The organism is Xanthobacter sp. (assembly GCF_041911315.1).
In the GTDB taxonomy this organism is placed as follows: domain Bacteria; phylum Pseudomonadota; class Alphaproteobacteria; order Rhizobiales; family Xanthobacteraceae; genus Xanthobacter; species Xanthobacter aminoxidans.
Window position 1 is genome coordinate 79,746 of the sequence record NZ_JAYRPE010000003.1, and the last position, 24,754, is coordinate 104,499.

The following is a 24,754-nucleotide window of genomic DNA, read 5'->3' on the forward strand; positions in this document are numbered from 1 at the left end:
GCGGGCACGTCCGGGGGATCAGTGCATGACCACGTTTTTGCAGCAGGTCGTGAACGGGCTTTCGCTCGGCTCGATCTATGCCGTCTTCGCCATCGGCTGCACGCTGATCTTCGGTGTGCTGAACATCGTGAATCTGGCGCAGGGCGCCTTCTTCATGGTGGGCGCCTATCTCGGGCTGGAGATCGCGCTCCTCGGCCTGCCGTTGCCGCTGGCGCTCGTCGTGGCGCTGGTGGGCGGCGGCGTGCTCGGCATGGCGTCCGAGCTTCTGGTGTTCCGCGTGCTCCGGCTGCGCGGCGGGCACAAATGGATGGGCCTTGTCGCGAGCCTCGCCCTCGCCCGCCTGCTGGTGGGCATCGCGCAGGAGGTGTTCGGCACCGCCGTGCACGGCTATCCGCCCAATCCCTTCACCGCCATCGTGTGGGAGATCGGCGGCGTGCGCGTGCAGCTGCTGCAGGTCATCGTGGTGATCACCGCGGTGATCCTGATGGGCATCCTCGGCTTCACCCTGCAGAAGACCTCCGTGGGCCGCGCCATCCGCACGGTCGCCTTCTCGGAGGATGTGGCGCGCATCGTCGGCGTGGAGGTGGGGCGCACCATCCTCATCACCTTCTTCATCGCCGGCGCGCTGGCGGGGGCGGCCGGCGTGCTGCTGGGCCTCCTCTTCAACGTGGTCTCCCCCTTCATGGGCGAGCACATGCTGGTGAAGGGCCTCACAGTGATGATCCTCGGCGGCCTCGGCAACATTCCCGGCGCAGTGGCGGGGGGCTTTCTCCTGGGCCTCGTGGAGGTGTTCTCCGTCGCCTATGTTTCCTCTGCCTTTCGGGACGCCATCGGCTTCGGGCTCATCTTCCTGATCCTCCTGGTGAAGCCCACGGGCCTGTTCTCCGGCTTCGAGGAGCGCCGCGCATGATGGCCGCCCTCGATGCCTTTCTCGCCAGCTACGGCAACCTCGTGAATCTGTGCCTGCTGAACACCCTGCTCGCCTACGGGGTGTGGCTGGCGCTGGCGGCCAACATGTTCACCTTGGGCACCGGCGGCTTCATGGCGGTGGGCGCCTATTGCAGCGTCTATCTCACCATGCAGCTCGGCGCGCCCTTCGCCGTGGCGGTGGTGGCGGGCGGGCTCTTGGCGGCGGCGGTGGCGCTCGTCATCGGGGCACCGGTGCTGCGGCTCAGGGGCGACTATTTCATGCTCGCCACCTTCGCCTTCACCGAGGTGGTGCGGGTGATCGCGCTGAACTGGGATGCCGTCACCGGCGGCGCGATCGGCATCTACGGCATCCCGCGCTACACCGAGACGTGGCAGCTGGTGCTGCTGGTTCTCATCGCGCTCTACTTCGTCTTCGCCTTGCGCCGCTCCTATTTCGGCCGCTCCATTCTCGCCATCCGGCAGGATGACGTGATGAGCGAGGCCATGGGCGTGAACGTGTTCGGCCAGCGCCTCTCGCTGTTCGTCGCCTCCGGCTTCGTCAGCGGCGGCGTGGGGGGCCTTGCGGCCCATCTCAACTTCTTCGTGGGCCCCTCGGACTTCGGCCTGCTCAGGAGCGTGGATGCCCTCGCCTATCCCATCCTCGGCGGCGTGAATGCGTTGCTGGGGCCGCTGGTGGGCGCCATCTTCACCACCCTCCTGCCGGAACTGCTGCGCTTCTCCAGCCAGTGGCGCGAGATCCTGATGGGCCTGCTCATTCTCGCGGTGGTGCTGTTCCTGCCGGGCGGGGCCATGTCGCTGCTGCGCTGGCGGCCGCGCAAGGCAGCGGCCCGCCGGCCCTCCACCCAGGGAGCCGAATGATGGCGGCAGCCCAGCTCGAACTCTGGCAGGTGGCCAAGCGCTTCCAGGGCGTGGTGGCGGTGGACAGCGTGTCGCTGACCGCCACCGCCGGACAGGTGACGGGCCTCATCGGCCCCAACGGTTCCGGCAAGACCACCACCATGAACATGATCACCGGCCTCTATCCCACGGACGCCGGCCACATCCGCCTCGACGGGGTGGACATCGCCCGCCTCGCCCCGCACAGGGTGACGGCGCTGGGCGTCGCCCGCACCTTCCAGAACATTCGCCTGCTCGCCACCGAGACCACGCTCGCCAACGTGCTGCTCGGCGCCCACCGCCACCAGTCGGCGAGCCTCCTCGACGTGCTCCTCGGCCTGCCGGCGGTGAAGCGCAGCGAGGCGCGGGAGAAGGCGCGCTGCGAGGCGCTACTGGATCTCGTGGGCATCACCCACCTCAAGGACGTGGCCGTGGGCGGCCTCTCCTACGGCGACCGCCGACGCGTGGAGATCGCGCGCGCCCTCGCCACCCAGCCCCGCCTCCTTCTGCTGGACGAGCCAGCGGCGGGCATGAACTTCGCCGAGAAGCGGGCGCTGGCCGACCTCGTGCTCGCCATCCGCGACATGGGCATCACCGTGCTCCTCATCGAGCATGACATCGAGTTCGTGGCGCGGGTGAGCGACCATATCGTGGTGCTCAATTTCGGCCGCGAGATCGCCGCCGGCACGCCGGAGGAGGTGCGCCGCATGCCGAGCGTGATCGAAGCCTATCTGGGGACCGAGGATGCTTGAGCTTACCAAGGTCACCTCCGGCTACGGCTCGGTTGCGGCGGTCGAGGACATCGACATCACCGTCCCGGCCGGAGCCTGCGTCTGCCTCATCGGCGCCAACGGCGCGGGCAAGACGACGACGCTGCTCACCATCTGCGGCCTCGTGCGCGCCTTCTCCGGCACCGTGCGCATCGAGGGCCGGGACATGACCGCCCGCCCCGCAGACAAGATCGTCCGCGCCGGCGTCTCGCTCGTGCCGGAGGGCCGGCGGGTGGTGGCCTCCATGTCGGTGGAGGACAATCTGAAGGTCGGCGCCTATGTGCGCGGAAGCGACTCAGCCATCGCCGACGACATGGAGCTGATCTACACCCGCTTCCCGCGCCTGAAGGAGCGCCGCTTCCAGTATGCCGGCTCCCTCTCCGGCGGCGAGCAGCAGATGCTGGCCATGGGCCGGGCGCTGATGGCGCGGCCGAAATTGCTGCTGCTGGACGAGCCCTCCATGGGCCTCGCGCCCCATGTGGTGAACGACATCTTCGCCACCGTCGCCGACATCAATGCCAAGGGCACCACCGTGCTCCTCGTGGAGCAGAACGCCCGCAAGGCGCTCTCGGTGGCGAGCTACGGCTATGTGATGGAGCACGGGCGCATCCTCTTCGCCGACACCGCCGCAGCGCTCGCCCGCGATCCGCGCGTGATCGCCGCCTATCTCGGCATGCGCGCGGCGGAGACGGCCGCGGGCTGAGCGCCGCCTTCGCTCAGGCGCCGCGCGGGTATGGTACGTTGCTTCGCTCAGGCGCCGCGCGGGCTGCTTGCGCTGCCTTCGCTCAGGCGCCGCGCGGGCTTGGGGCGTCCGTCCCCTCCCCGCTCGCCCTGAAGGCGCGATAGGCGTCGTCGAGATCATCGAAGATCATCTCCGGCCCGATGGCATCCAGCAGCCCGGCGCGGTCGAGCAGGCCGCGCACCTCGTCGTGCATCTCGGCGATGCCGAACTTGAGGCCGCGCCGCGCCAGCTCCGCCCGCACCTCCTCCAGCGCGGCGGCGGCGGTGGAATCCACCTGGGTGATGGCGCTGGCGTCCAGCACCAGCCAGCGCGTGCCCGCAACCAGCGTGTCGGCGATGGCGTCGATGCGGCCCTGCATCCGGTCCGCGTTGAAAAACAGCAGATCGCCCTGGATGAGCACGATGGCAAGGCCCGGCACCTGCCGCGCATCGGCCCGCCGGTGCAGCTTGTAGAAGCCATCATGACCCGGCACGCGGCCGAGCAGGGCGTCGCGCGGATACATCATCTTGTGCAGCAGATAGGCGAAGGTGGCGCCGATGGCGATCAGCACGCCGTTGAGCACGCCGAGGCTGATGGGCGCGAACAGCGCGATCATGGCGAAGGCGAATTCCATGCGGCTGATGCGCCAGAGCTCGCGCAGCGCCGGGATATCCACGAGGCTGAGGGCCGCCGAGATCAGGATCGCACCCAGCGCCGGTATGGGCAGGATGGCGAGCGCCGGCTGGAAGAACAGCACGATGGCGAGCAGCGCCAGCGCCGCCACCACGCTCGCCAGCTGCGAGCGGCCGCCGACGCTGGCGTTCACCGCCGTGCGCGAATCCGAGGCGGTGATGGGGAAGGCCGCGAACAGGCCGGCGGCGACGTTGGCGGCGCCGAAGCCCACCATCTCGCGATTGGCATCCACCGGATAGCCGCCCCGCTCGCCGAAACTGCGCGCCGTCACGATGCCCGCCGCGAAGCTGACGAGGAAGATCGCCGCCGCGCCGATGAGCAACTGGTCGATTGCCGCCCCACCCCAGCCCGGCAGGGCCAGCGCCGGAAGGCCGGAGGGGATCGCCCCCACCACGGCGATGCCGCGCCCCTCGAAATCGAACAGCGCGGACAGCACCACCGAGAGCCCCACCACCACCACCTGCCCCGGCACCGGCAGACGCGTGCGGCGCACGAGATGGAGCACGGCGAACATGCCGAGCGCCAGCAGCAGCGAGGGCCAATGCACCTCATGCGCCTTGCGCACCAGTTCGACCACCGGCGCGATCAGCCCGTCGCCCACGATGGGAATGCCGGTGACGCGCTTCAGCTGACCCACCAGGATGGAGAGCGAGATGCCGGCGAAGAACCCCACCAGAATGGGCCGCGACAGAAAGGTGGAAAGTACCCCCAGCCCCACGAGGCGCGCGGCGAAATAATAGCCCCCCACCACGAGAGCGATGAGCGCCGCCACCCCCGGCTTGTCCACGGCCGCGAGGCCCGGCATGCCGGCGAGCACGGCGGCAAGCACGGTGATGGTCGCCGCATCCGGCCCCACCACCAATTGGCGGGAGGGGCCGAAGATCGCATAGGCGATGAGCGGGGCGATGGAGGCATAAAGCCCGGTCTGCGGCGGCAGGCCGGCGATGGCGGGATAGGCGATGGCGCTCGGCAGCCCTACGGCGGCGATGGCAAGGCCGGCGGCCACATCGCTCTTCAGCCAGGCCGGACGATAGCCGGAGAAGCTCGCCAGCAGGGTGCGGGCGGGAGTTTGAGGGGACGCGCCGTCCGCTGCCACGCGTTTGTCTCCGTCGGCCGGTCCGCCCGGCGCCTTCGCCCGACGATGCCACAGGGCCGACGCCGCGCAAAACTCCGGAACTTCCCGTCTCCAAGTCCCACCGACGGGCGGCGCCTTGCGCGCGGCGAGCCTCGGCCTAGAGCGCGATCCGAGCGGATTGAATCAATCCGTTCGGTGAAACGCCCTCTAACCCTAAGGAAGAGAACGCGTGATCCGACCTGATTGCGATGCAATCAGATGGGCGCGTGCTCTAGTATCCGCCCGGAGCACCATTCAGCGGGCAACCTTTGGGCGGGAGCGAGGCATGGTTTTGATCCGGCTGTGCAAGATCGCCCTTGTGGCAACCATCGCCGTCTTCTTCACGCTCGTCGCCGTCGGAAACGTCACGGACTACGGGACGAACTGGGCCTTCGTTCAGCACGTGATGGCCATGGACACCATCTTCCCGAACTCCACCCTGCGTTGGCGGGCGATCACCGACGAGCGGCTCCAGACCGCCGCATATGTGCTGATCATCACGACGGAAGGCCTTGTCGCGCTTGTGCTGTGGGCCGGCGTCGCGCGGATGCTGGCCCGGCTCCGCACGCCGGGCTTTCTACAGGCCCGCGCGACGGCCGTGGCCGGGCTCACGCTTGGCATGGTGCTCTATGGGTTGGGGTTCGTCGTCATCGGCGGCGAATGGTTCGCCATGTGGCAGTCGAAGACATGGAACGGGCAATCCACCGCCTTCGCTTTCATCGGCTGGATCTCCGCCGTGCTCGTCATTCTCCTCCTGCCGGAGCAGGAGGAGGCGCGCTGACGCGTGCTATGCCGCGCGGGCTTGGTCCTACTTCACCAGCGGGCAGTTGCCGGCGGCGAGGGGGCGGAAGGCCTTGTCGGCGGGGACGGTGGCGATGAGCTTGTAGAAGTCGTAGGGCCCCTTGGATTCCGCCGGGCTCTTCACCTCGAACAAATACATGTCGTGGATCGCGCGGCCGTCCGGACGCACCGCGCCCTTGCCGAACAGGGGGTCGTCGGTGGGAATCGCCTTCATGGCCTCCACCACCTTGGCGCCATCCTTGGCACTGCCCACCTTCTCCACCGCCTTCAGATAGTGCAGCAGCCCGGCATAGACGCCGGCATGGACCATGTTGGGATAGCGCCCGCCATTGGCCTCTGCGAAGCGCTTGGCGAAGGCGCGGGTCTGGTCGTTCAGGTCCCAGTAGAAGGCTTCGGAGAGGAACAGGCCCTGCGCCGTCTCCAGCCCCAGCGCGCTGATGTCGTTGAGCACCATGAGCATGGCGACGAGCTTCTGTCCGGCCTTCACGATGCCGAACTCGGACGCCTGCTTCACCGCATTGATGGTGTCCGCCCCGGCGCTGCCGAGGCCGATCACCTTGGCGCCGGAGGCCTGGCCCTGGAGCAGGAAGGAGGAGAGGTCGGAGGTGCCGAGCGGGTGCCGCACGGTGCCGAGAATCTTGCCGCCGGCCGCCTTGATGGCCTCGCCTGCGTCGCGCTCCAGCGCATGGCCGAAGGCATAGTCCACCGAGATGAAGTACCAGGTGTTGCCGCCGGACTTGGTGACGGCGGTGCCGACCGTGTTGGCCTGGGCCCAGGTGTCGTAGGTCCAGTGGACGGTGTTGGGCGAGCAGTCCTTGCCGGTGAGGTCGGAGGTGCCGCCGCCGGAGATGATCGCCACCTTGTTCTTCTGCCTGGCGATGCCGCTGACGCCCAGCGCCACGGCGGAATTCGGCACATCCAGCACCGCGTCCACGCCGTCCGTGTCGAACCACTGGCGCGTGACGTTCACGCCGATATCGGCCTTGTTCTGGTGGTCGGCGGCGACCAGCTCGATGGGCATTCCGGCGACCTTGCCGCCGAAATCTGCGATGGCCATCTTCGCCGCCACCACAGATCCGGCTCCGGCGAAGTCCGCCTGCACGCCGGCCTGGTCGTTGAGCACGCCCACCTTCACGCTCTCGGCGCTCGCGCCGCCGGCAAAGGTGGCGCAGACGAGGGCTGCGAGCGCGGTGGAGGCCAGAGCGGCCCTCAACGTCCCGGACCTTGCAGTCTTCCCGGACCTTTCAGTCTTCTTGGGCATTTCAAACCTCCCGATCCTGTCTGTTCGTTCTTGTTGTCGTCTTCGTTCAGGGCCGCCTTGTTTGTCGTCGGCCCTCAGGGCCGCATGGGCTTCAGCACGGCCCCCTTGGAGAGCGGCTGCACCATGGCCGCATACTGGCCGAGCCAGCCGCGGATGTGGCTGTGGTCCGGCGCGCGCCACACGGCGCGGCGGGCGGCCAGCTCGCTCTCGGAGACTTCGAGATCGACCCGGCGGGCGCCGATGTCGATGGAGATGACGTCGCCCTCGGCGACAAGGCCCAAAGGCCCGCCTTCCGCCGCCTCGGGCATCACCTGGCCGATGGTGATGCCGCTGTTGAGGCCGGAGAGCTCGCCATCCGTCACCACCGCAACGCCGGCTCCCAAGCCGGCCCCGATGAGAGCGGCCATGAAGCTCGCGGCGAACACGGTGCCCGGTCCGCCCTTCGGCCCGAGGCCGCGCAGCACCACCACGTCGCCGGGCTTGATGGAGTGGGTCTCCAGCGCCTTGATGGCGACCGCCTCGTCCTCGAACACCCGCGCCTTGCCGGAGAAGGTGCGCACTTCGGCGGGCACGGCGGAAACCTTCACCACCGCCCCGTCCGGCGCGAGGCTGCCGCGCAGGATGGTCAGGCCCGGCTCGTGACGGAACGGATCCGCCAGCGGGCGGATGAAGGTGCGGTCGGGCACCGGCACGTCCGTGAGGTTCTCGCCCAGCGTCTTGCCGGTGACGGTCATCACCGAGAGGTCGAGCACGCCAGCAAGTTCGCGCATCACCCCCCGGCAGCCACCGGCCTTGTCGAGATCTTCGATGCGATGGGGGCCGTTGGGCCGCACGGTGGTGATCTGGGGCGTGTCGTTCAGCGCCTCCAGTTCGGCCACGATGTCGATGTCCATCTCGGCTTCGGAGGCGGTGGCCGCGAGGTGGCGCACGCAGTTCACCGAGCATCCCGTCGCCACCGCCACGCGCAGGGCATTGCGGAAGGCGGCGGGGGTGAGGATCTGACGGGGCCGGATGTCCTTGAGGATGAGGTCCACGATGGCTGCACCCGCGCGGGCGGCGTTCTCCATCAGCGCCTGCGAGCCAGCGCGGATGGGCGCGCTGCGCGGCAGGGCCATGCCGAGGGCCTCGGAGAGCACATGCATGGTGTTGGCGGTGGCGAGGCCCGCGCACACGCCGGGACCGGTGATGGCGGTGCAGGTCATCGCCTTGAGATCGGCCAGCGAGATGGACCCCGCCTTCAGCGAGCCGACGCTCTTGTAGACCTCCTCGATGTCAACTTCCTTGCCGGCGCAATGGCCGCCGAGCTGGTAGCCGCAGGGCAGCACCACGGAGGGCACATTCAGCCGCGCCGCGGCCATGAGCTGGCCGGGGGTGGTCTTGTCGCAGGAGGCGAGCAGCACCATGCCGTCCAGCTCCGCCCCTTCCACCTGTACCTCGATGTCGTTCACAAGGAGGTCGCGGCTCGGCATCAGGTAGCGCGCCTGACGGCCCGCGCTGGTGACGAAATCGGACGGCGCCACGGTGCGGATCTCGAACGGCAGACCGCCGGCGTCGCGGATCGCCTGCTCCACCACGCGGCACACATCGTCGAGATGGGCGTAGCAGACCGACAGCTTGCTGGAGCTGTTGACGATGGCGATTTTCGGCTTCAGCAGGTCTTCCTCGCTGTAGCCCATGGCGAGCCACTGGGCGCGGCGCACCGCCCAGCGGGTGGTGCCGGGCTCGAAATTGCTGCGCAGCGCGGGCTTCTTCTGTTCGGCGTCGGACATGAAACGTCCCTGTCTCGTCAGTTGAGCTGGGCGCCGAGCGCGTTCAGCGCGGCGCGGATGTCGGAGCCGGACGGCAGCGCCGCCGGATCGTCGCAGAGCTGGTCGGCGACGAGGCCCATGGCCTGCCCGTAGCCGAAGCACTGGGCGGTGACGCGGGCCGAGGCCATGGCCTCGTGCTCGGCCGAGAGGCAGCGCCCGGCCATCACGAGTCCCGAGCCGGTGGCGGGCAGGAAGCAGCCGAGGGGGATCTCGTAGTAGTCGTCGAGAATCCAGTGCAGCTTCGGCTTCTCGCCGGAATGCAGCTCAATGGGCCAGGGCGAGCGGCAGATGCCGTCCGCGCGCTTGCGGGCGTAGGTGACATCCTCGTTCTTCAGCAGGTCGCGGCCGACGATCTGCCAGGTCTGGCGGATGCCCACCTGCACGCCGGTGTCGTTGACGAAGGAGGCCTCGCAGCCAGTGATATGGTCGCGGATGAAGCGGGCGTATTCGCGCACCTGCTTGCGCCCCTCGATCTCCGCCTCGCTGAGGTCGGCCATGCGGGTGGCGTCCAGCTCGCGCCCATCGGCACCCACGATGCGGGTGGCGTTGCAGATCAGCTCGCCGGGGCGGGGCGTGGGGAAGAGGAAGATCTTGGCGCGCGGCAGGCGGTAGGCGCCGGAGGCGTTCAGCTCCTGGATGAGCGTCATCACCCGCTCGTCGAGGATGGAATCCGGCCCGTGCGCGGCGAGGAAGCGCGCCATGTCCACGCCGAGGATGCGGAAGATCATGGTGGGGTTCTGGATGGCGCCGTCGCGGCCCTTGGTGAGGGCGCGGCCCGCCATGGCCGCCACGTCCGCATCGCCCGAGGCGTCCACGGTGATCTTCGCGCGGACCTCCAGCGGCCCCTGCTTGGTGAAGGCGCTGACGCCCCGCACATGGTCGCCCTCGGCGAGAACGCCGGTGACGGTGACGTGGTAGAGCACGCGGATCTTGCCCTCGGCGCCGAGCAGCGCGTCGCTCGCCTCGCGCCAGACCAGCGGATCGTGGACCCGCACGTAGGTCTTGCCGTACTGGACCGGGCCGGTGAGCCCGCCGCGCGCTTCCATGGCGGCGATGAACTCGTCCACGAAGCCGTGCACCACCTGCTCCGGCTCGGCGTTGCGGCGGTCGGAGGCGGCATAGAGGCCGCAGATGGTGCCGGAGAGGCCAGCCACCGCGGCGCCGCCGCTGAAGCCGTAGCGCTCCAGCAGGATGACACGCCGCCCCTGCCGCGCTGCAGCGACCGCGCAGGCAAGGCCCGCCGCGCCGCCGCCGACCACCAGCACGTCCGTTTCCAGAACCTCCGCGGGCCTGACGTCGGGCATTTCCACCCATCCTTGTTATTAATTGTTAGCGCTATCATTTGTTAGCGCTAACCAGCCTCTATTGTCAAGCGGCCGGCAGGCCATATGGTGAGCCGGGGCCAGTGGTGACGGAATCGGCGATGCGGCAGAAAAGGGGGGGACGGGCGGCAGGCGTCACCATGGAGGATGTGGCGCGGGTGGCGGGCGTCTCCGCCATGACGGTCTCGCGCGTGCTGCGCCAGCCGACGCTGGTGAACGCCGACCTCAAGGCCAAGGTGGAAGCGGCGATCCGCGAGACCGGCTACATCTACAATCTGGTCGCCTCCTCCCTCGCCTCCCAGCGCAGCGGCATCATCGCGCTGATCCTGCCGACGGTGGCGTCCTCCATCTTCACCGACAGCGTGAAGGGGGTCTCAGACGTCGCCCGCACCCACGCGGTGCAGATGATCATGGCGGAGACCAACTATTCCCCGGCGGAGGAGGAAAAGGTCATCGAGGCGCTGCTGCGGCGCCGGCCGGACGGCTTCGTCATCGTCGGCGTTTCCCACACCCGCGCCACGCGGGCTCTGCTGGAAAAATCCGGCGTGCCCGTGGTGGAAACGTGGGACAGCACGCCCACGCCCATCGACAGCCTCGTGGGCCTCTCTAATTTCGATGCCATGAAGGCCATGACCGAGGCGCTGGTGGCGCAGGGCTTCCGCCGCATCGCCTTCGTCGGCACCGCCACCCGTGACCGCCGCGCCCAGATGCGCGCCAAGGGCTACGAGGCCGGCATCGCCGAGGCCGGGCTCGGCGCGCCGCTCATCCTCAACGCGGACGATCTCACCAGCATGGAGTCCGGCCGCATCGTCGCCGAGCGGGTCGCAGCGCTGCATCCCCGCCCCGACGCCCTGCTGTGCCTCAACGACGTGCTCGCGGCCGGCGCGCTGCTGGCGTTCCAGCGCATGGGCCTCGCCGTGCCCGGCGACATCGCGGTCGCCGGCTTCGGCGGACTGGATTTCTCCAGCCACCTCAACCCGTCGCTCTCCACCGTGGACATCCCGCGCTACGAGATGGGCCAGAGGGCCGCTGAGATGCTGATCGGCCGCATCGCCGGCACCGCCGCGCAGGGCGGCACCTGCGAGATGGGCTACCGGATCGTGCTGCGCGAGAGCACGGGGGGCAGCCGCCCGGTGGAGGCTCAAGCCTCTTAGCCAGGGCCGCGTGATCCCGCGCTATCGCGGCGGATCGACCCCGATCCAGTGGCGCACCACCGGCGGCGTATCGCCCTGGTGGAACGAGAGCACCTCCGATTGCACGTCGGCATCGGCACGGGAGACCCGGCGATGCTGGCGCCGGTGCTCGGCCCAGGATTCCACCATAAACCACTCCAGCATTTGCTCGGGATCGGCGGAATCCTCGCTGACGCCCCAGGCGTAGGCCCCATCGCGACGCCGGGCGGCCGAAAGGCGCTCCAGCGCCTTCAGGAACGCCTCCCGGTCTGCCCGCGCCACCCGGTACTCGATGAGGATGAGCACCGGCCCCCGATCGTTGGGGATGGGCTCGGCCATCGCCGGCTCGGGCCAGTGCATGGAGGGCGTCAGATCGGCCTCGCCCGCGGGCAGCGGCACCCGGTGCATGATGAGGCCCACCACCGCGAGACCGCCGGCCGCGATGACCAGCGCCGCCTGCAGCCCCACCGCCTGCGCCACGAGGCCCCAGGCGATGCTGCCGCCCGCCATCGCGCCATTGAAGACCGTGAGATAGACGGCGAGCGCCCGCCCCCGCACCCAGTTGGGCAGGATGGACTGGGCCGTTGCGTTCAGCGTCGTCAGCGCGGTGATCCACGCCGCGCCCATGGCGAGCAGGATCGGCACCGCCAGCCAGCGCGGCGGGGCGAGCGCGAGGGCCACCGTCGCGACGGCGGTGACGAGAGAGGCGGCGAGGATGAGCCCGTCCGCCGAGAGACGGCCGCGCAGACGCGGCATCAGGAGCGCCCCGCCGATGGCGCCGACACCCACCGACCCGAGCAGCAGGCCGTAATAAGCCGCATCCCCCTTGAGCAGCCCGCGCGCGACCAGCGGCAACAGGGCCCAGACCGCGCTGGCGAAGGCGAAGAAAAAGGCCGAGCGCAGCAGGACGACATGCATCTCCTTGCTGGACCGCGCATAGCGCAGCCCGGCCCGGAAGGCGCCGGGAAAGCGCTCGCCCAGTTCGTCCTGCGGGGTGGCGGGCCGACGCCACCAGACGAGGGCGGCGATGACGAAGACATAGCTCGCCACGTCCGCCCCGTAAGTCACCGCGGCGCCGAAGGCGGCGAGCAGCACGCCGCCCAGCGCCGGGCCGATGGAGCGGGAGATGTTGATGCCGAGGGAATTAAGCGCCACCGCGCTTTTCAGGTCCGAGCGCGGCACCAGCTCCGGCACGATGGACTGCCAGGTGGGCGCCATCAGCGCCGCGCCGATGCCGCCGAGAAAGGTGAGCGCGATCAGCGAGGAGACCGTCATCAGCCCGGTCAGCGACAGGAGCATCAGGGCGCCGCTGACGCACGCCAGCCCGATCTGGATGGCGATGAGAAAGCGCCGCCGGTCGAGGATGTCGGAGAGCACGCCCGCCGGCATGGCGAGGAGGAACACGGGCAGCATGGCCGCCGCCTGGATGGTCGCCACGGCGGCGGGCGAGGCGGACAGGTCCGTGACGATCCACGCGCTCGCCACGTCGCGCATGAAGCTGCCGGTATTGCCGAGCACGGTCGCCACCCACAGCACGGCGAAGACCGGCCGCTTCAGGGGCGCGAAGGCACCGGGGGTGGCGGCGGGCGCGGATGGCGGGGATGGGGGATTTTCGCTCATGCTCGCTGTCCCTCCGTTTTGCCCGCAAGATCGTACCACGCCACCAGCACGAAGGCCCCGGCGAGGCCGAGATGCTCGAAGAAGGCGTTGGCGGCGGCGAAGCGCTCGGCTCCCGCCATGCCCCAGAAACGGTTGGCGAGCAGGCTCGCCGCGACTGTAAAGACGGCGAGCGCCAGCGCGCCAGCCCAGCGCAGCAGGCCGGAGAGCACCATGATCGGCGCGATGATCTCCAGCGCGATGACGGCGGCGGCGAGCGGGGCCGCCGGGGCGAGGCCGAAATGGGTCATCTCAGCGACGGCGCTCGGAAAATCCAGCACCTTCGTGAGGCCGCCCTGCAGATAGGCAGAGGTGAGCGCGAGCAGCGCGAACGCCCGCACCGGGCGCGGCGATAGAAACGGCCTCATGGACGCTGCGAGGCGGTCGGGAAGGTCCGGTCCCATCCCTCAGAAGGCCCAGCAGGCGCAACCCAGCGCGCCGAAGAAGCCCTGCTGGTCTCCCACAGGCACGCTCGCGCCCCACGCCCCGGCATGGGCATGACCGTGGACGCCGCAGGCCTTGGCGCAGCCGCAGGCGGCGGCGAAGGCGTATTTCTGCGCACTGTCCGCCTTGCGGGGCTGGTAGCCACCGAAGGTGCGCACCGGCGACCAGTCCGGCATGGCCGGCGGCAGCGGCGGTGCGAGATCGCGGAAGGCGCCATCCCCATGTACCGGCACGCCGCCGAGCAAGGTGAGGACGGAGGTGATGTCCTGGATACGGTCCTCGGACACCGAGAAATAGTCGTCCGAAAGCACCACCAGATCGGCAAGCTGGCCGTCCTTGATCTGCCCCTTCTTGCCCGGCTCGCTGGAGAACCAGGTGTTCGCCTCGGTCCACAATCTCAGCGCATCTTCCCGGTCCAGCCGGTTCGCCGGCGGATAGAGGGAGAGCCCGCCCAGCGTGCGGCCCGTCACCAGCCAGGACAGCGAGACCCAGGGATTGTACGAGGCGACGCGGGTGGCGTCCGTCCCCGCGCCCACCGGAATGCCGGCCTCCAGCATGCGGCGGATGGGCGGGGTGCGCTCGGCCGCCTTGGCGCCGTAGCGATCGACGAAATATTCACCCTGATAGGCCATGCGGTGCTGCACGGCGATGCCGCCACCCAGCGCCGCGATGCGGTCGATGTTGCGGTCGGTGATGGTCTCCGCATGGTCGAAGAACCAGTTGAGGCCCTTGAGCGGCACGTCGGAATCGACCTTCTCGAACACGTCCAGGGCGCGCGAAATGGTCTCGTCATAGGTGGCGTGCAGGCGGAACGGCCAGCGGTTTTCGGCGAGCAGCCGCACCACCGGCTCTAGGTCGCCTTCCATGGCGCCGGGCAGGTCCGGCCGCGCCACCTGGAAGTCCTCGAAGTCGGCGGCGGAATAGACCAGCATCTCGCCGGCGCCGTTATGACGATAGAGGTCGTCGCCCTGCCCCGGCGTGACGGACTTGGACCAGCCGGCGAAATCGGCCAGCTCCGCCTTCGGCTTCTGGGTGAAGAGGTTGTAGGCGATGCGCACGGTGAGGTTTCCCTCCCGGTGCAGATTCTCGATGACCGAATAGTCTTCCGGATAGTTCTGGAAGCCGCCGCCCGCATCGATCACCGAGGTGACACCGAGGCGGTTCACCTCGCGCATGAAGTGGCGGGTGGAGTTCTTCTGGTACTCGGGCGGCAGCTTCGGCCCCTTGGCCAGCGTCGCATAGAGGATGGTGGCGTTGGGCTTGGCCACCAGCAGGCCGGTGGGATTGCCGTTGGCATCGCGGATGATCTCGCCGGCGGGCGGATCGGGAGTGTCCTTGGTGTAGCCCACCACGCGCAAGGCGGCGGCATTGAGCAAGGCGCGGTCGTAGAGGTGCAGGATAAAGACCGGCGTATCCGGGGAGACGGCGTTGATCTCCTCCAGCGTCGGCAGGCGCTTCTCGGCGAACTGGTGCTCGGTGAATCCGCCCACCACGCGCACCCATTGCGGGGCGGGCGTCACGGCCACCTGCCGCTTCAGCATGTCCATGGCCTGGCTAAGCGAACGCACTCCGTCCCAGCGCAGCTCCATATTGTAGTTCAGGCCGCCGCGGATGATGTGCATGTGGCTGTCGATGAGGCCGGGGATGACCCGCCGGCCGCCCACGTCGATGATCTTCGTCGTCGTGCCGGCGAGGCGCATGGCATCGTTGGTTGGGCCGACGAACACGATCACGCCGTCGCGCACCGCCACCGCCTCCGCCGTGGGATTGGTGCGGTCGAGGGTGGTCATCTTGCCGTTGAACAGGATGAGGTCGGCGATCTCGCTCATGGTGCGCGCCTTATGCTGGGGGCGACGAGAATGAAAGCTCAGGATTTGGGAGGGGTCGTGTCGCCCGAGGCAGGCGCATCCGCCGCATCGCGCCGGCCCGGAAGCTGGCCCAGCACGTGGTCCTTGCAATCGGCGAGGCCGATGGCGCGAGCGAGGCCGTCGCCGTTCATCAAATGACGCGCGACGGGCAGGATCTGCTCGCCGACCAGAATGCCGAGCAGCCCCAGCAGCGCCACCACCGGCGGGGCCGGGGAGCGCACGTTGATGAGGCTGTAGACGACACCGACCAGCAGGCCGGCGCCCAGCGAGGCGAGATAGAGCTTCATGGGCCCTCCGGAGGTTCGAACATCCGGCGCCGGCCGGGGGGAGGCCGGCGCCGGAAGGAGATCACGCCTTGATGAAGGCGAGGAGGTCGGCGTTGATCACGTCCGCATGGGTGGTGCACATGCCGTGGGGATAGCCGGGATAGACCTTCAGCGTGCCGTGCTTCAGCAGCTTGGCGGAGAGCAGCGCGCTGTCGGCGATGGGGACGATCTGGTCGTCATCGCCATGCATCACGAGGGTGGGCACCTCGCACGCCTTAAGGTCGGCGGTGAAGTCGGTCTCGGAGAAGGCCTTGATGCCGTCGTAATGGGCCTTGGCGCCACCGGTCATGCCCTGCCGCCACCAGTTCCAGATGGCGCCCTGGGAGACCTGCGCGCCGGGACGGTTGAAGCCGTAGAACGGGCCGGTGGGCACATCGAGGAAGAACTGGGCGCGGTTGGCGGCGAGCGCCTTGCGGAAGCCATCGAAGACCTCCATGGGCAGGCCGCCGGGGTTCGACTCGGTCTTCAGCATGATGGGCGGCACGGCGCCGATCAGCACCAGCTTCGCGACGCGTGCCTTGCCGTGCTTCACGGTGTAGTGCAGCGCCTCGCCGCCGCCGGTGGAATGGCCGATGTGCACGGCGTTCTTAAGGTCGAGATGGTCCATCACGGCCGCGGCGTCGGCGGCGTAATGGTCCATGTCATGGCCGTCGCTCACCTGGGTGGAGCGGCCGTGGCCGCGGCGGTCGTGGGCGACCACGCGATAGCCGTTGTTCACGAAGAACAGGAGCTGCGCGTCCCAGTCGTCCGAGGACAGGGGCCAGCCATGGTGGAAGACGATGGGCTGGGCGGTCTTCGGGCCCCAGTCCTTGTAGAAGATCTCGACGCCGTCCTTGGTGGTCACGCTGGGCATGGGTTGAACTCCGTGGGGGTGGGAGGCTGCGGGGTGGGAGGCTGCGAAGGCAGCGGCGGGAATGTCGAGGCCGAGTGCGGCGGCGAGCGCCGCGGTGGCGCCGGCACCAAGCACGGTCCGGCGCGAGACAAGGGGGAACTGTTCCGGGAGGCGCTCGCCGCCCGGTGCGTCATTGTCAGTCATGGGATTTGGTCCTTCAGTGCCCTTCGGAGGCGCCGAACATGGTCTTGGCGTAGATGATGCCGAGGCCGTAGGCGCCGCCGTAGGTCTTGGCGATGCCGGTGGTCATGTCGTAGGTGGCGGTGCGGGCCCAGTCGCGCTGCAGCTCCAGCAGATATTGCAGCGAGGTCATGGGACGCGCGCCGGCCTGGATCATCCGCTGCATGGCGCGCTCGTGCGCCTCGTCGGAGACATCGCCGCAGGCGTCGGCGATCACGTAGACTTCAAAGCCCTGCTCGAGGGCCGACAGGGCCGGGCCGACGATGCACACGCCGGTCCACAGGCCAGAGAGCACGATGCGGCCCTTGCCGATCTCGTTGACACGGGCGATGACGGCTTCATCCTCCCAGGTGTTCATGGAGGTGCGGTCGAGCAGCTTCTCGCCCGGAAACGCCTCGGTGATCTCGGAGAACATGGGGCCGGAGAAGCTCTTCTCGGCCACAGTGGTCAGGATAGTGGACACCCCGAAGCCGGCGGCGGCGCGGGCGACCAGAGCCGCGTTGTTGCGCAGGTTCACGGCGTCGATGGACTTGGTCGCGAAGGACATTTGCGACTGAAAGTCGATCATGATGAGCGTATGATCCTTCGGCGAAAGAAGCATACTGCCGGGGGCGGCGACAGCGTGGGGCACGGTTGCATCTCCTGTGTGAAAGCCGGGGCGAAGCTAGCGCCCGTTACGGGCTGAGACCATTAGTTACTGGCGGGATACCGGGCACATCCATGAATTTCCAAGACAAGATCGATCCTCAGGCAGAAAAGGCGTGCATGGCCGAGCCCCTCCTGAAGTTCTTCGCTCAGGAGTGGATGGCTCATGTGGTCGCGGCACTGTCGCGCCACGGCACGTTGCGGTTCGGACAGCTCCGGCGAAGCTTGCCGGGGCCGATTTCGGCGCGCGTTCTCTCTGCCCGGCTCAAGGCGCTTGAGGCCGGGGGATATGTGACGCGGCGGGAGATCGAGGGGCGGGTCCGTCAGGTGGAATACAGGCTGACGGATTCGGGTCGCGCCATCGACCTTCTTCTGGTGCAGGCGGAATCTGCGCTGTACCTGGAAGGCACGGTGGGCGCGCTGACTAACGAGCGCTGACCGCACCCACCTTCGCTGGTGGATCGCAGCATGTGGAGAACTTGAGCGGGACAGTGCTCATCGGTTCGATCCCTTGCCGAAGGCCCGAAGCGGGGCTGATGGGGCGGACTATGGCGTTGCAGCTGGAGCCCGTCTTGCCGAAAAGCCCGCATCCTTGAACGATGGGATTTCCCGAAGGCGCCCCCGCTCGCTCAATGGCCGCGCCGCCACAACCCCGGCGCTGATCCGGTAAGGCGCGTGAAGGTGCGCGTCATGTGGCTCTGGTCGGAAAATCCGCAGATGATGGCGATATCCGCCAGCGGCAGGCGCGAGCCGACGATGAGGTCCCGCGCCCGCTCCACCCGCAGGTGAAGCATCCACTGGTAGGGCGTGAGCCCCGTTTCATCCCTGAAGCACTTGATGAAATGGCCGCGCGAGACGCCGCAGGCGGCAGCGATGTCGGAGATCAGCACGTTGCCATCGAGCCCCGCGGCGAGCCGCTCCTTGGCGATGGCGAACTGGCGTGGCGAGAGACCGCCGGGAATGCGCACCGCAGCGCCGTGATAGCGCGTGGCGAGATGGGTCTGGATGGCCGAGACCACCTGATCCAGGAACAGAGGCACCTGCCGCTCCGGCGCATCGAGCATGGGCAGAAGCGCCCGCGAGAGGTGCGCCAGCACAGGGTCTTGCGTGCCAGGCGTGCAGGAGACGCACTCCGCCAGCGGCAGTCCCATCTCGCTGAAGGTCTGGTGCAGCGCCGCGTGGGAGATCTCCAGCAGGAAGAAGTCGAACCCCGTCTCGATGTCGGCGCGATAGGTGTCGGAGAAGGAGCGGACGTAGCAGCTGTCCGGCTCGAAATCGTAGGCGGTCGCCGCGCCGTCGCCGAAGATGCGGCGGCGGTGCCCGCTGGAGAGGGCAACACCCATCAGCAGGCCACGTCCGCTCGGTGGGGTTTCGACCCGGCTCGTGGCCGCGCCATCATGCTGCTTGCGGTAGACGACGAAGCCGGTGCCGACCAGCTCCCTCTCGTCCTCCAGCGCGGCGACGGAACAGCCGAGGCTGTCGCGTCGCGTGATTCCGCCGGGTGCCGCCGTGTCTAAACGGGCCATCTGAAGCCTCGGGGCTGGCTTGCTGGTGCGCGAACCTACACCAGAAGCGGGACGGGTAAAATGAAGTGGCGCTGACCTAGGCTATAGACAAAGGTTTAAAGCCGGCGCCCGTAGGCGGGCGCCGGCTCCCGACCGTTCAGCCCGGGATCAGCTGGGTCACCACCGCCGACAGGCCGATGCCGAAGGCGGCGGCGCCGGCCAGCCGCGGGGCTAGAGACGTGGGGGTCCAGGCGCGGCCCGACGCGACGAGGGCGACACCCGCGCCGATCACCGACTGCACCACCGCGAGGCCGGCGAGATAGGCGACGAGCTGGGTCGGCTCGGCACCGACGATGGACTCGCCATAGGCGTAGCCATGGAACAGGCCGGCGATGGCGAACAGGCCGATCCAAACCCCGCGCACCGGCTTTTCCCGGCCGGCGGCGAGCATGCCGCCGATGGCCACCACGCTCAGCGCGATCACCGTCTCGGCGAACGGCAGATTCACGAGCTGCACATGCAGCATGACGCCGGCAATGGAGGCCACCACGAAGGCCACCGGCACGAAGGCGCCGAGCCCCATCACTCCGGCGATCAGGCCGGCGGCAACGATGAAGCCCAGATGGTCGAGCCCGATCACCGGATGGGCAAGGCCGGAGATGAAGCCTTCGCCGAAGGTCGCCGGGAGCCGTCCGCCCATGGCGTGGTGCGCCTCGGCGGAGGTGGCGGCGAAGAGGGGAACGAGGGACAGGAGCGTGATCCTGCTGACGAGACGGGACATGATGTTCTTCCTTGCTCTGGATGGGTTGGAAACGAGGGATACGGGTCTCAGACGGGGCTGCGCTCCGGCTGGAGCAGCGCCCGCCGGATGCGCGCCGCGCACAAGGCGGAGGCGTAGGCGAAGCAGGCGCCGAGGATCATGGAGAAAGGCACCAGCAGGAGCGCGTTGCGGCCCGTGAGGGACAGCATCGCGGCCGGCGTGAAGGCGTCCGCGTTCTGGGTGAGGAACGCGAAGGTCGCTGCGTAGCCGTAGGTCACGGCCGGGATAGAGGAGAAGGCCGGGATGTAGGCGGCGAGGATGTAGAGGGCGATGGACAGCCCGACGATGACGGCGCCCACCGTCGGCCCCGGCGCGAGGGTGGCGAGGACGAGCCCTGTCGCCCAAGCCACCGCGACACCGAACACGTTCGAGACGATGGTGGTCCGGAACGCCGCGGCGTCGCCGCCCGAGTGGAAGAAGCACGCCCAGGCGATGAACGCCGCCCAGATGAGGAACGCCTGCGTGGTCAGGAACAGCCAGGTGCACAGGCCTCCCAGCACGCCGACGCTCAGGGCCAGGGAAATGATCATGTCGAAGCCTCCGCTGAGGCGGTGAGACAAGCCTCTCCCGTTCCGGCGCGCGGGTGGCGCGCCGGGGGCGAGAGACGACGGTAGGTTGACGGCGATTGATGGCTGGCGTGGCGGCGGACCCGATGCGGCCCGCCGCCCGGCTCAGATCACCTCTTCGCGGGTTCGGTGGAGGAATTCCTCCGTCCTGCGATCCAGCTCCTCGGCGCTGACGAGGCCGCGCTCCAGAGCGAGCTTTTCGAACGCCGCCAGCCACTGCTGGTAGTAGTTCCAGGTCTCGTCATCGGGCGCGTGGGACTTGTCCCAGGTGCCGATGGTGCCGATCAGGCTCTGGCGGAAGTCCTCCCACTGGTAGGCCTTGGCCTCGGCGAGGGCGAGGGCCATGCCGAAGGCGCGGCCCTGCCAGGGCTCCTCGAACTGGAGGCTCTCGCAATTGCGCGGGATGGCGCCGCGCCCGTCGAGCGATTCCACATAGATGTCCATGGCGACGATCCCTTCAGGCGGAGACGAGGCCGAGGCCCTGCATGGCCTCGGTGGAAACGAGGGCGGCGAGCTTTTCCTCGGGCCAGCCCTCGGTGCCGGCGGGCCGCTCGGGGATCACGAAGTAGCGCACCTGCGCGCTCGAATCCCAGATGTCGATCCGCTTGTCCTCGGGCAGGCTCACACCGAAATCGGCGAGCACGCCGCGCGGCTCGCGCACGATGCGGGCGCGGAAGACCGGATCCTTGAACCAGTAGGGCGGCAGGCCGAGCAGCGGCCAGGGCCAGCAAGAGCACAGGGTGCAGCAGACCACGTTGTGCGCGGCCGAGGTGTTCTCCACCACGCGCAGGTTCTCGCCCTCGATACCGTCCTTGAGGCCGAGTTCGGCGATGGCCTTGTTGGCGTCGGCGAGCAGGCGCGCCTTGAAGGCCGGATCGGTCCAGGCCTTGGCCACCACCTTGGCGCCGTTGAACGGCCCCATCTCGTGCTCGAAGAAGCGGATGACGCGATCGACCGTGTCGATGCCGATCATGCCCTTCTCGCGGAACAGGGATTCGAGGGCCTTGGTGCGGGCGGCGTAATAGCTCTCGCTCTCCCGCAGGTGGTGATGATGTTCGTGGTCGTGGTCGTGATCGTCGCTCATGATTTTCCGCTCTGGCGATTGGGCGCGAGGCCGGTTGTTGTGATGAAGAATGAGATCAGGCGGCTTCGAGATAGACTTCGAAGCAGTCGTTGTAGAGAACGTCGCCCTTGTCCGGGATGTCGGACCACAAGTCCCGCGTCTTGAACTTGACCAGATAGACCGGCTGGGTGGTGGAGATGCCGTCGGTGGGCACGTTGTCGGCGTAGAGATAGGCGCCCTTGTAGACGGTATCGATCACGCCGACCTTGTTGCGCAGATAGCCAGGCAACCGGGTGTGGACCGCGGGCGGCATGTCCTTCACGCGCACCTTGTCGCCGACCTTGAACAGGGGATCGACCGCCACGTCCCGATAGGGGTTGGCACCGGTGTAGAAATACTCGATCACCCGCTCGGTGACGGCATTGTCCCCGGAATTGGGGAGCGGCGCGTCGGGGTGTTCCAGGAAGTGCTTGGTGCGTTCCTCAAGCTCTTTTTCGGAAATATAGTTTTTCGCCACAAGGAAATGGCACATGCCGCCGAGCCATTTGATGTAGTAGCGATACTTGAAGTAATCGAGCGGGCTCATGCCTTCCGCGAGCACCCGAAGATCCGGCCAGGCCCAGATGCCGGTGCCCATCATGGTGGTGTGGACCGCGAAGAGCTGGGCCTCCCACGGCTCCACGAACACGCGCTTCTCGACGGCCACGGGGCCGAGATTCTCGATGCCCCCGAGGAAATGCTGAACTTTCATGCCGACGCCTCTCTCTGCCATGCCTGCGATCCCAGGCGGATCGCCAGCCTCGGTTGATCCGCCCCTGCCGCCGCGACGAGCGGCCCGCGGAGCGGCGGAACACGAGGAGCCAGGCTTTCAAGGCCGACGAAGATGATCGCCAACGCAAAAAAGCCCGTCAGCACCTCGCTGCGGGCGGCTTTGCCACTGATCCATAAATCATGCTGGCGGCGTCTTGATGAGCGTCCTTGCTCGACGACCGTGAAAACAGTGCGACGCAACAAAAGAACTGTCAAGCGCGAATTTTCAGGTGCCGGCTTTAGCGCGGAAGCCACGATTTCAATCGGAGATACAGGCACTGACGCACCGCGCCCCGCTGCTCCCGCCATTTATTCCCCGCTTGAATGCGGGCCAGCCACATTTGCGCTTGACACATCGCCGGCGCACAGTCAGGCTAATTCGTAGGCGATAGGCAAGGATGCCTATTAAGTCGCCATTTGCGAACTGACATTCGGGACAGACCCCGTGGCGATGCAGCCCTCAGGCCGAACGGCCCGAGGGCGTTTTTGTTTGCGGCAAGGCCAGTTCAAACAAGGCCACTTGCGGCGGGCGGGCATCGACCGGGGCACCCGGGAACGGACACCTGCGGTGAGGGAAATGGCGAGACCCAGCTATCGGATCGGCCTGATGTTCTCCACCACGGGGCCCTACAGCACGGTTGCCGGCGCCATGCTCAACGGCGCGCTGCTCGCCGTGTCGGAGATCCGTGAGGCGGGACCGGTCGAGCTGGTGCCCGTGGTCGTCGATCCGTGTGGCGACCTCTCGCGCTATACGGCTCTGAGCGGCCAGCTTCTCGCCGAAGGGGTGCGCCATGTGGTGGGGTGCTACACCTCGTCGAGCCGCAAGGAGGTCATCCCGTGCTTCGAGAAGCATGACGGGATGCTCTGGTATCCGTCCCACTACGAGGGCTTCGAGAGCGCCGACAATGTCGTCTACACAGGCGCGGCGCCGAACCAGCACATCCTGCCGCTCATCGACTACCTCATGTCTACCTTCGGCGACCGCGCCTTCTGCGTCGGCTCGAACTATATCTGGGCGTGGGAGAACAGCCGCATCCTGCGCGAGACGGTGACGGCGCGCGGCGGCACGGTGGTGGCGGAGCGCTATCTCCCCGTCGGCGAGACGGACCTGCGCAAGCTCGTGGATGCGGTGATCGAGGCGCGGCCGAGCTTCGTCTTTTCCTCGCTTATCGGGGTCAGCGGCCTCGCCTTCCTCAGCGCGCTGCGCCATGCCTGCCTTGCGCGCGGCATCGACCAGCCGGGGACGATGCCGGTGGCGAGCTGCAACCTGTCCGAGCCCGATCTGGACGAGCTGGAGCCGGAGGCCCGCGACGGCCACATCTCCTCCAGCGTCTATTTCTCGGCCCTGCGCAACCCGGTGAACGATGCCTTCGTCTCCCGCCACGCCGCAGCCTATCCCTCAGCGCCTTTGACCTCGGCGGATGCGGAAGCTTCTTACATCGCGGTGAAGCTGCTGGCCGGCGCGCTGGCTGAAGCCGGCACCGATGAAATCCTCGCGGTGAAGGCGGCGGTGGCGCGCCAGCGTCTCGCCGCGCCCCAGGGCGATGTGTGGGTGGATGCGGAGACTATGCATCTCCATCTCACGCCGCGCATCGGCCGCTCGCGCGGGACGGAATTCGATATCATCCGCGAGGAACCGGCGCCCATCCGGCCGGATCCCTATCTGGTGCGCTCCTCGCCCACCGACAGCTGGTTCGCATCCGCGCCGCGGCTGCGGGTCGCCAAGTGAAGAGGGCCGGGCCAGCCATGTCGCGCAACCTGCTCCAGAACTTCCGCGGCGCCCGGGCGCTCATCGTCGCCTCCGGCGAGGGCGGCATCGATACGCTGGAGAGCGTGCTCGGCAAGCTCGGTCTCGTGGTGGCCCGCGCGGACGTCCCGGAGGCCGGGCGCCATCTCGATCTCGCCTTGGTGGAGGAGCGCGCGGATTTGCTCTTCATCGACGGCGACCTCGACAGCGTGCTGCCCTGCGACCTCGGCGCGGCCCGCACGCCGCCGGTGCCGGTGATCGGGCTGGTCGGCATCGAGGCGCCGGGCCGGCTGAAGGCGCTGATGAACCAGGGCGCTACGGCCTTCCTGCGCAAGCCGGTCTATGCCGGCGCCGTCTACACCACGCTGTTCCTCGGCGTGAACCAGTATCTGCTGCGCAAGGAGATGGCGAGCGAGCTGAACGCCCAGCAGGATCGCCGCCGCCGCCGCAAGGCGGTCATCAAGACCATCCTGCTGCTGATGGAAGAGCACCAGGTGGATGACGACGAGGCCTATGTCATGCTCCGCCGCGACAGCATGCGCCGGCGCCAGAGCCTCGAGGATTATTGCGAGGACTACATCTCCGGCCGGTCGAAGCTGACCGCGTCCTCGCCCGAAGCCGAGCCGCGCACCGCGGCCCGGCGCTGACCTTACCGACCCACATCACGACGGAGCCGCACGGCTCCGCGCACGTGGCAGCTGCCAGCGACGCCAGCCCGCCCGCAAGGAGAAGGCCCATGTCCCGGCATCCCATGTCCCGGCAGC

26 protein-coding genes are annotated in these 24,754 nt (G+C 68.2%); 9 read left to right on the forward strand and 17 right to left on the reverse strand.

Annotated features, from left to right (window positions below):
* Positions 1-25: 25 nt before the first annotated feature.
* The 4 genes from ACE3QW_RS01110 to ACE3QW_RS01125 are packed head-to-tail and all read left to right on the forward strand — an operon-like array spanning position 26 to position 3,279.
* On the forward strand, positions 26-910 hold the full coding sequence (locus ACE3QW_RS01110; protein WP_374250096.1) for a branched-chain amino acid ABC transporter permease: 885 nt from the start codon (positions 26-28) through the stop codon (positions 908-910).
* A complete protein-coding gene (locus tag ACE3QW_RS01115; protein ID WP_051678802.1) occupies positions 907-1,788 on the forward strand; it encodes a branched-chain amino acid ABC transporter permease in 882 nt (293 codons plus the stop codon). The genes ACE3QW_RS01110 and ACE3QW_RS01115 overlap by 4 nt, the downstream gene beginning before the upstream one ends.
* The gene (locus tag ACE3QW_RS01120; RefSeq protein ID WP_374250097.1) at positions 1,785-2,558 is read left to right on the forward strand and encodes an ABC transporter ATP-binding protein; all 774 of its coding nucleotides are present in this window, start codon (positions 1,785-1,787) and stop codon (positions 2,556-2,558) included. Before ACE3QW_RS01115 ends, ACE3QW_RS01120 begins: the two co-directional genes overlap by 4 nt.
* Positions 2,551-3,279 (forward strand): ABC transporter ATP-binding protein, encoded by a 729-nt coding sequence (locus ACE3QW_RS01125; RefSeq protein WP_374250098.1) that lies wholly within the window; start codon positions 2,551-2,553, stop codon positions 3,277-3,279. The genes ACE3QW_RS01120 and ACE3QW_RS01125 overlap by 8 nt, the downstream gene beginning before the upstream one ends.
* 82 nt (positions 3,280-3,361) lie before the next feature.
* On the opposite strand, the gene ACE3QW_RS01130 is transcribed toward ACE3QW_RS01125, so the two are convergent.
* Positions 3,362-5,086 carry a SulP family inorganic anion transporter gene (locus tag ACE3QW_RS01130; protein WP_374250099.1) on the reverse strand — a complete coding sequence of 575 codons (1,725 nt, stop codon included), beginning with the start codon at positions 5,084-5,086 and terminating at the stop codon, positions 3,362-3,364.
* 304 nt (positions 5,087-5,390) lie between these two features.
* On the opposite strand from ACE3QW_RS01130, the gene ACE3QW_RS01135 reads away from it, so the two are divergent.
* Positions 5,391-5,885: a DUF2165 family protein gene (locus ACE3QW_RS01135; protein WP_374250100.1), complete on the forward strand. Its 495-nt coding sequence runs from the start codon at positions 5,391-5,393 to the stop codon at positions 5,883-5,885.
* Positions 5,886-5,912: 27 nt separating this feature from the next.
* Here ACE3QW_RS01135 and ACE3QW_RS01140 read toward each other — a convergent pair whose 3' ends face one another.
* The 3 genes from ACE3QW_RS01140 to ACE3QW_RS01150 all read right to left on the reverse strand — a co-directional run bounded on the left by ACE3QW_RS01140 (position 5,913) and on the right by ACE3QW_RS01150 (position 10,278).
* On the reverse strand, positions 5,913-7,118 hold the full coding sequence (locus tag ACE3QW_RS01140; RefSeq protein WP_374250101.1) for an ABC transporter substrate-binding protein: 1,206 nt from the start codon (positions 7,116-7,118) through the stop codon (positions 5,913-5,915).
* Between the two features lie 122 nt (positions 7,119-7,240).
* Positions 7,241-8,935, reverse strand: coding sequence for a dihydroxy-acid dehydratase (locus tag ACE3QW_RS01145; protein ID WP_374250102.1), 1,695 nt, complete (start codon positions 8,933-8,935; stop codon positions 7,241-7,243).
* 17 nt (positions 8,936-8,952) lie between these two features.
* Positions 8,953-10,278: an FAD-dependent oxidoreductase gene (locus ACE3QW_RS01150; RefSeq protein ID WP_374250103.1), complete on the reverse strand. Its 1,326-nt coding sequence runs from the start codon at positions 10,276-10,278 to the stop codon at positions 8,953-8,955.
* A 119-nt stretch (positions 10,279-10,397) separates the two neighbouring features.
* Between ACE3QW_RS01150 and ACE3QW_RS01155 the strand changes: the two genes are divergently transcribed.
* Complete coding sequence (locus tag ACE3QW_RS01155) at positions 10,398-11,450, forward strand: LacI family DNA-binding transcriptional regulator (RefSeq protein ID WP_374250104.1); 1,053 nt, start codon at positions 10,398-10,400, stop codon at positions 11,448-11,450.
* Positions 11,451-11,471: 21 nt separating this feature from the next.
* Here ACE3QW_RS01155 and ACE3QW_RS01160 read toward each other — a convergent pair whose 3' ends face one another.
* From ACE3QW_RS01160 to ACE3QW_RS01185, 6 genes are all read right to left on the reverse strand, one after another.
* Entirely contained in the window at positions 11,472-13,088 is a 1,617-nt protein-coding gene (locus tag ACE3QW_RS01160) for an MFS transporter (RefSeq protein ID WP_374250106.1), read from the reverse strand.
* Positions 13,085-13,492 carry a DoxX family protein gene (locus ACE3QW_RS01165; RefSeq protein ID WP_374250107.1) on the reverse strand — a complete coding sequence of 136 codons (408 nt, stop codon included), beginning with the start codon at positions 13,490-13,492 and terminating at the stop codon, positions 13,085-13,087. The genes ACE3QW_RS01160 and ACE3QW_RS01165 overlap by 4 nt, the downstream gene beginning before the upstream one ends.
* Before the next feature lie 39 nt (positions 13,493-13,531).
* Complete coding sequence (locus ACE3QW_RS01170; RefSeq protein WP_374250108.1) at positions 13,532-15,397, reverse strand: amidohydrolase; 1,866 nt, start codon at positions 15,395-15,397, stop codon at positions 13,532-13,534.
* A gap of 38 nt (positions 15,398-15,435) precedes the next feature.
* On the reverse strand, positions 15,436-15,723 hold the full coding sequence (locus ACE3QW_RS01175; protein WP_374250109.1) for a XapX domain-containing protein: 288 nt from the start codon (positions 15,721-15,723) through the stop codon (positions 15,436-15,438).
* Between the two features lie 61 nt (positions 15,724-15,784).
* Positions 15,785-16,615, reverse strand: a complete 831-nt coding sequence (locus tag ACE3QW_RS01180) for an alpha/beta fold hydrolase (RefSeq protein WP_305852723.1) — start codon at positions 16,613-16,615, stop codon at positions 15,785-15,787.
* 196 nt (positions 16,616-16,811) lie between these two features.
* Positions 16,812-17,435, reverse strand: coding sequence for a hydrolase (locus ACE3QW_RS01185; RefSeq protein ID WP_374250184.1), 624 nt, complete (start codon positions 17,433-17,435; stop codon positions 16,812-16,814).
* A 119-nt stretch (positions 17,436-17,554) separates the two neighbouring features.
* Between ACE3QW_RS01185 and ACE3QW_RS01190 the strand changes: the two genes are divergently transcribed.
* Positions 17,555-17,917, forward strand: coding sequence for a winged helix-turn-helix transcriptional regulator (locus ACE3QW_RS01190; protein WP_374250110.1), 363 nt, complete (start codon positions 17,555-17,557; stop codon positions 17,915-17,917).
* Between the two features lie 191 nt (positions 17,918-18,108).
* On the opposite strand, the gene ACE3QW_RS01195 is transcribed toward ACE3QW_RS01190, so the two are convergent.
* The 7 genes from ACE3QW_RS01195 to ACE3QW_RS01225 all read right to left on the reverse strand — a co-directional run bounded on the left by ACE3QW_RS01195 (position 18,109) and on the right by ACE3QW_RS01225 (position 22,552).
* Complete coding sequence (locus ACE3QW_RS01195) at positions 18,109-19,005, reverse strand: helix-turn-helix transcriptional regulator (protein ID WP_374250111.1); 897 nt, start codon at positions 19,003-19,005, stop codon at positions 18,109-18,111.
* Positions 19,006-19,141: 136 nt separating this feature from the next.
* Complete coding sequence (locus ACE3QW_RS01200) at positions 19,142-19,765, reverse strand: HupE/UreJ family protein (RefSeq protein WP_374250112.1); 624 nt, start codon at positions 19,763-19,765, stop codon at positions 19,142-19,144.
* A 47-nt stretch (positions 19,766-19,812) separates the two neighbouring features.
* On the reverse strand, positions 19,813-20,334 hold the full coding sequence (locus ACE3QW_RS01205) for a DUF1097 domain-containing protein (protein WP_374250113.1): 522 nt from the start codon (positions 20,332-20,334) through the stop codon (positions 19,813-19,815).
* Positions 20,335-20,475: 141 nt separating this feature from the next.
* Complete coding sequence (locus ACE3QW_RS01210) at positions 20,476-20,814, reverse strand: nitrile hydratase accessory protein (RefSeq protein WP_051678805.1); 339 nt, start codon at positions 20,812-20,814, stop codon at positions 20,476-20,478.
* Between the two features lie 13 nt (positions 20,815-20,827).
* Entirely contained in the window at positions 20,828-21,454 is a 627-nt protein-coding gene (gene nthA / locus ACE3QW_RS01215; RefSeq protein ID WP_374250114.1) for a nitrile hydratase subunit alpha, read from the reverse strand.
* Between the two features lie 55 nt (positions 21,455-21,509).
* Positions 21,510-22,184 carry a nitrile hydratase subunit beta gene (gene nthB, locus ACE3QW_RS01220; RefSeq protein WP_029555657.1) on the reverse strand — a complete coding sequence of 225 codons (675 nt, stop codon included), beginning with the start codon at positions 22,182-22,184 and terminating at the stop codon, positions 21,510-21,512.
* A complete protein-coding gene (locus ACE3QW_RS01225) occupies positions 22,181-22,552 on the reverse strand; it encodes a hypothetical protein (protein ID WP_374250115.1) in 372 nt (123 codons plus the stop codon). The genes nthB and ACE3QW_RS01225 overlap by 4 nt, the downstream gene beginning before the upstream one ends.
* 268 nt (positions 22,553-22,820) lie before the next feature.
* On the opposite strand from ACE3QW_RS01225, the gene ACE3QW_RS01230 reads away from it, so the two are divergent.
* The gene (locus tag ACE3QW_RS01230; RefSeq protein ID WP_374250116.1) at positions 22,821-23,972 is read left to right on the forward strand and encodes a transporter substrate-binding domain-containing protein; all 1,152 of its coding nucleotides are present in this window, start codon (positions 22,821-22,823) and stop codon (positions 23,970-23,972) included.
* A gap of 17 nt (positions 23,973-23,989) precedes the next feature.
* Entirely contained in the window at positions 23,990-24,637 is a 648-nt protein-coding gene (locus ACE3QW_RS01235; RefSeq protein WP_374250117.1) for an ANTAR domain-containing response regulator, read from the forward strand.
* Positions 24,638-24,754: the final 117 nt, after the last annotated feature.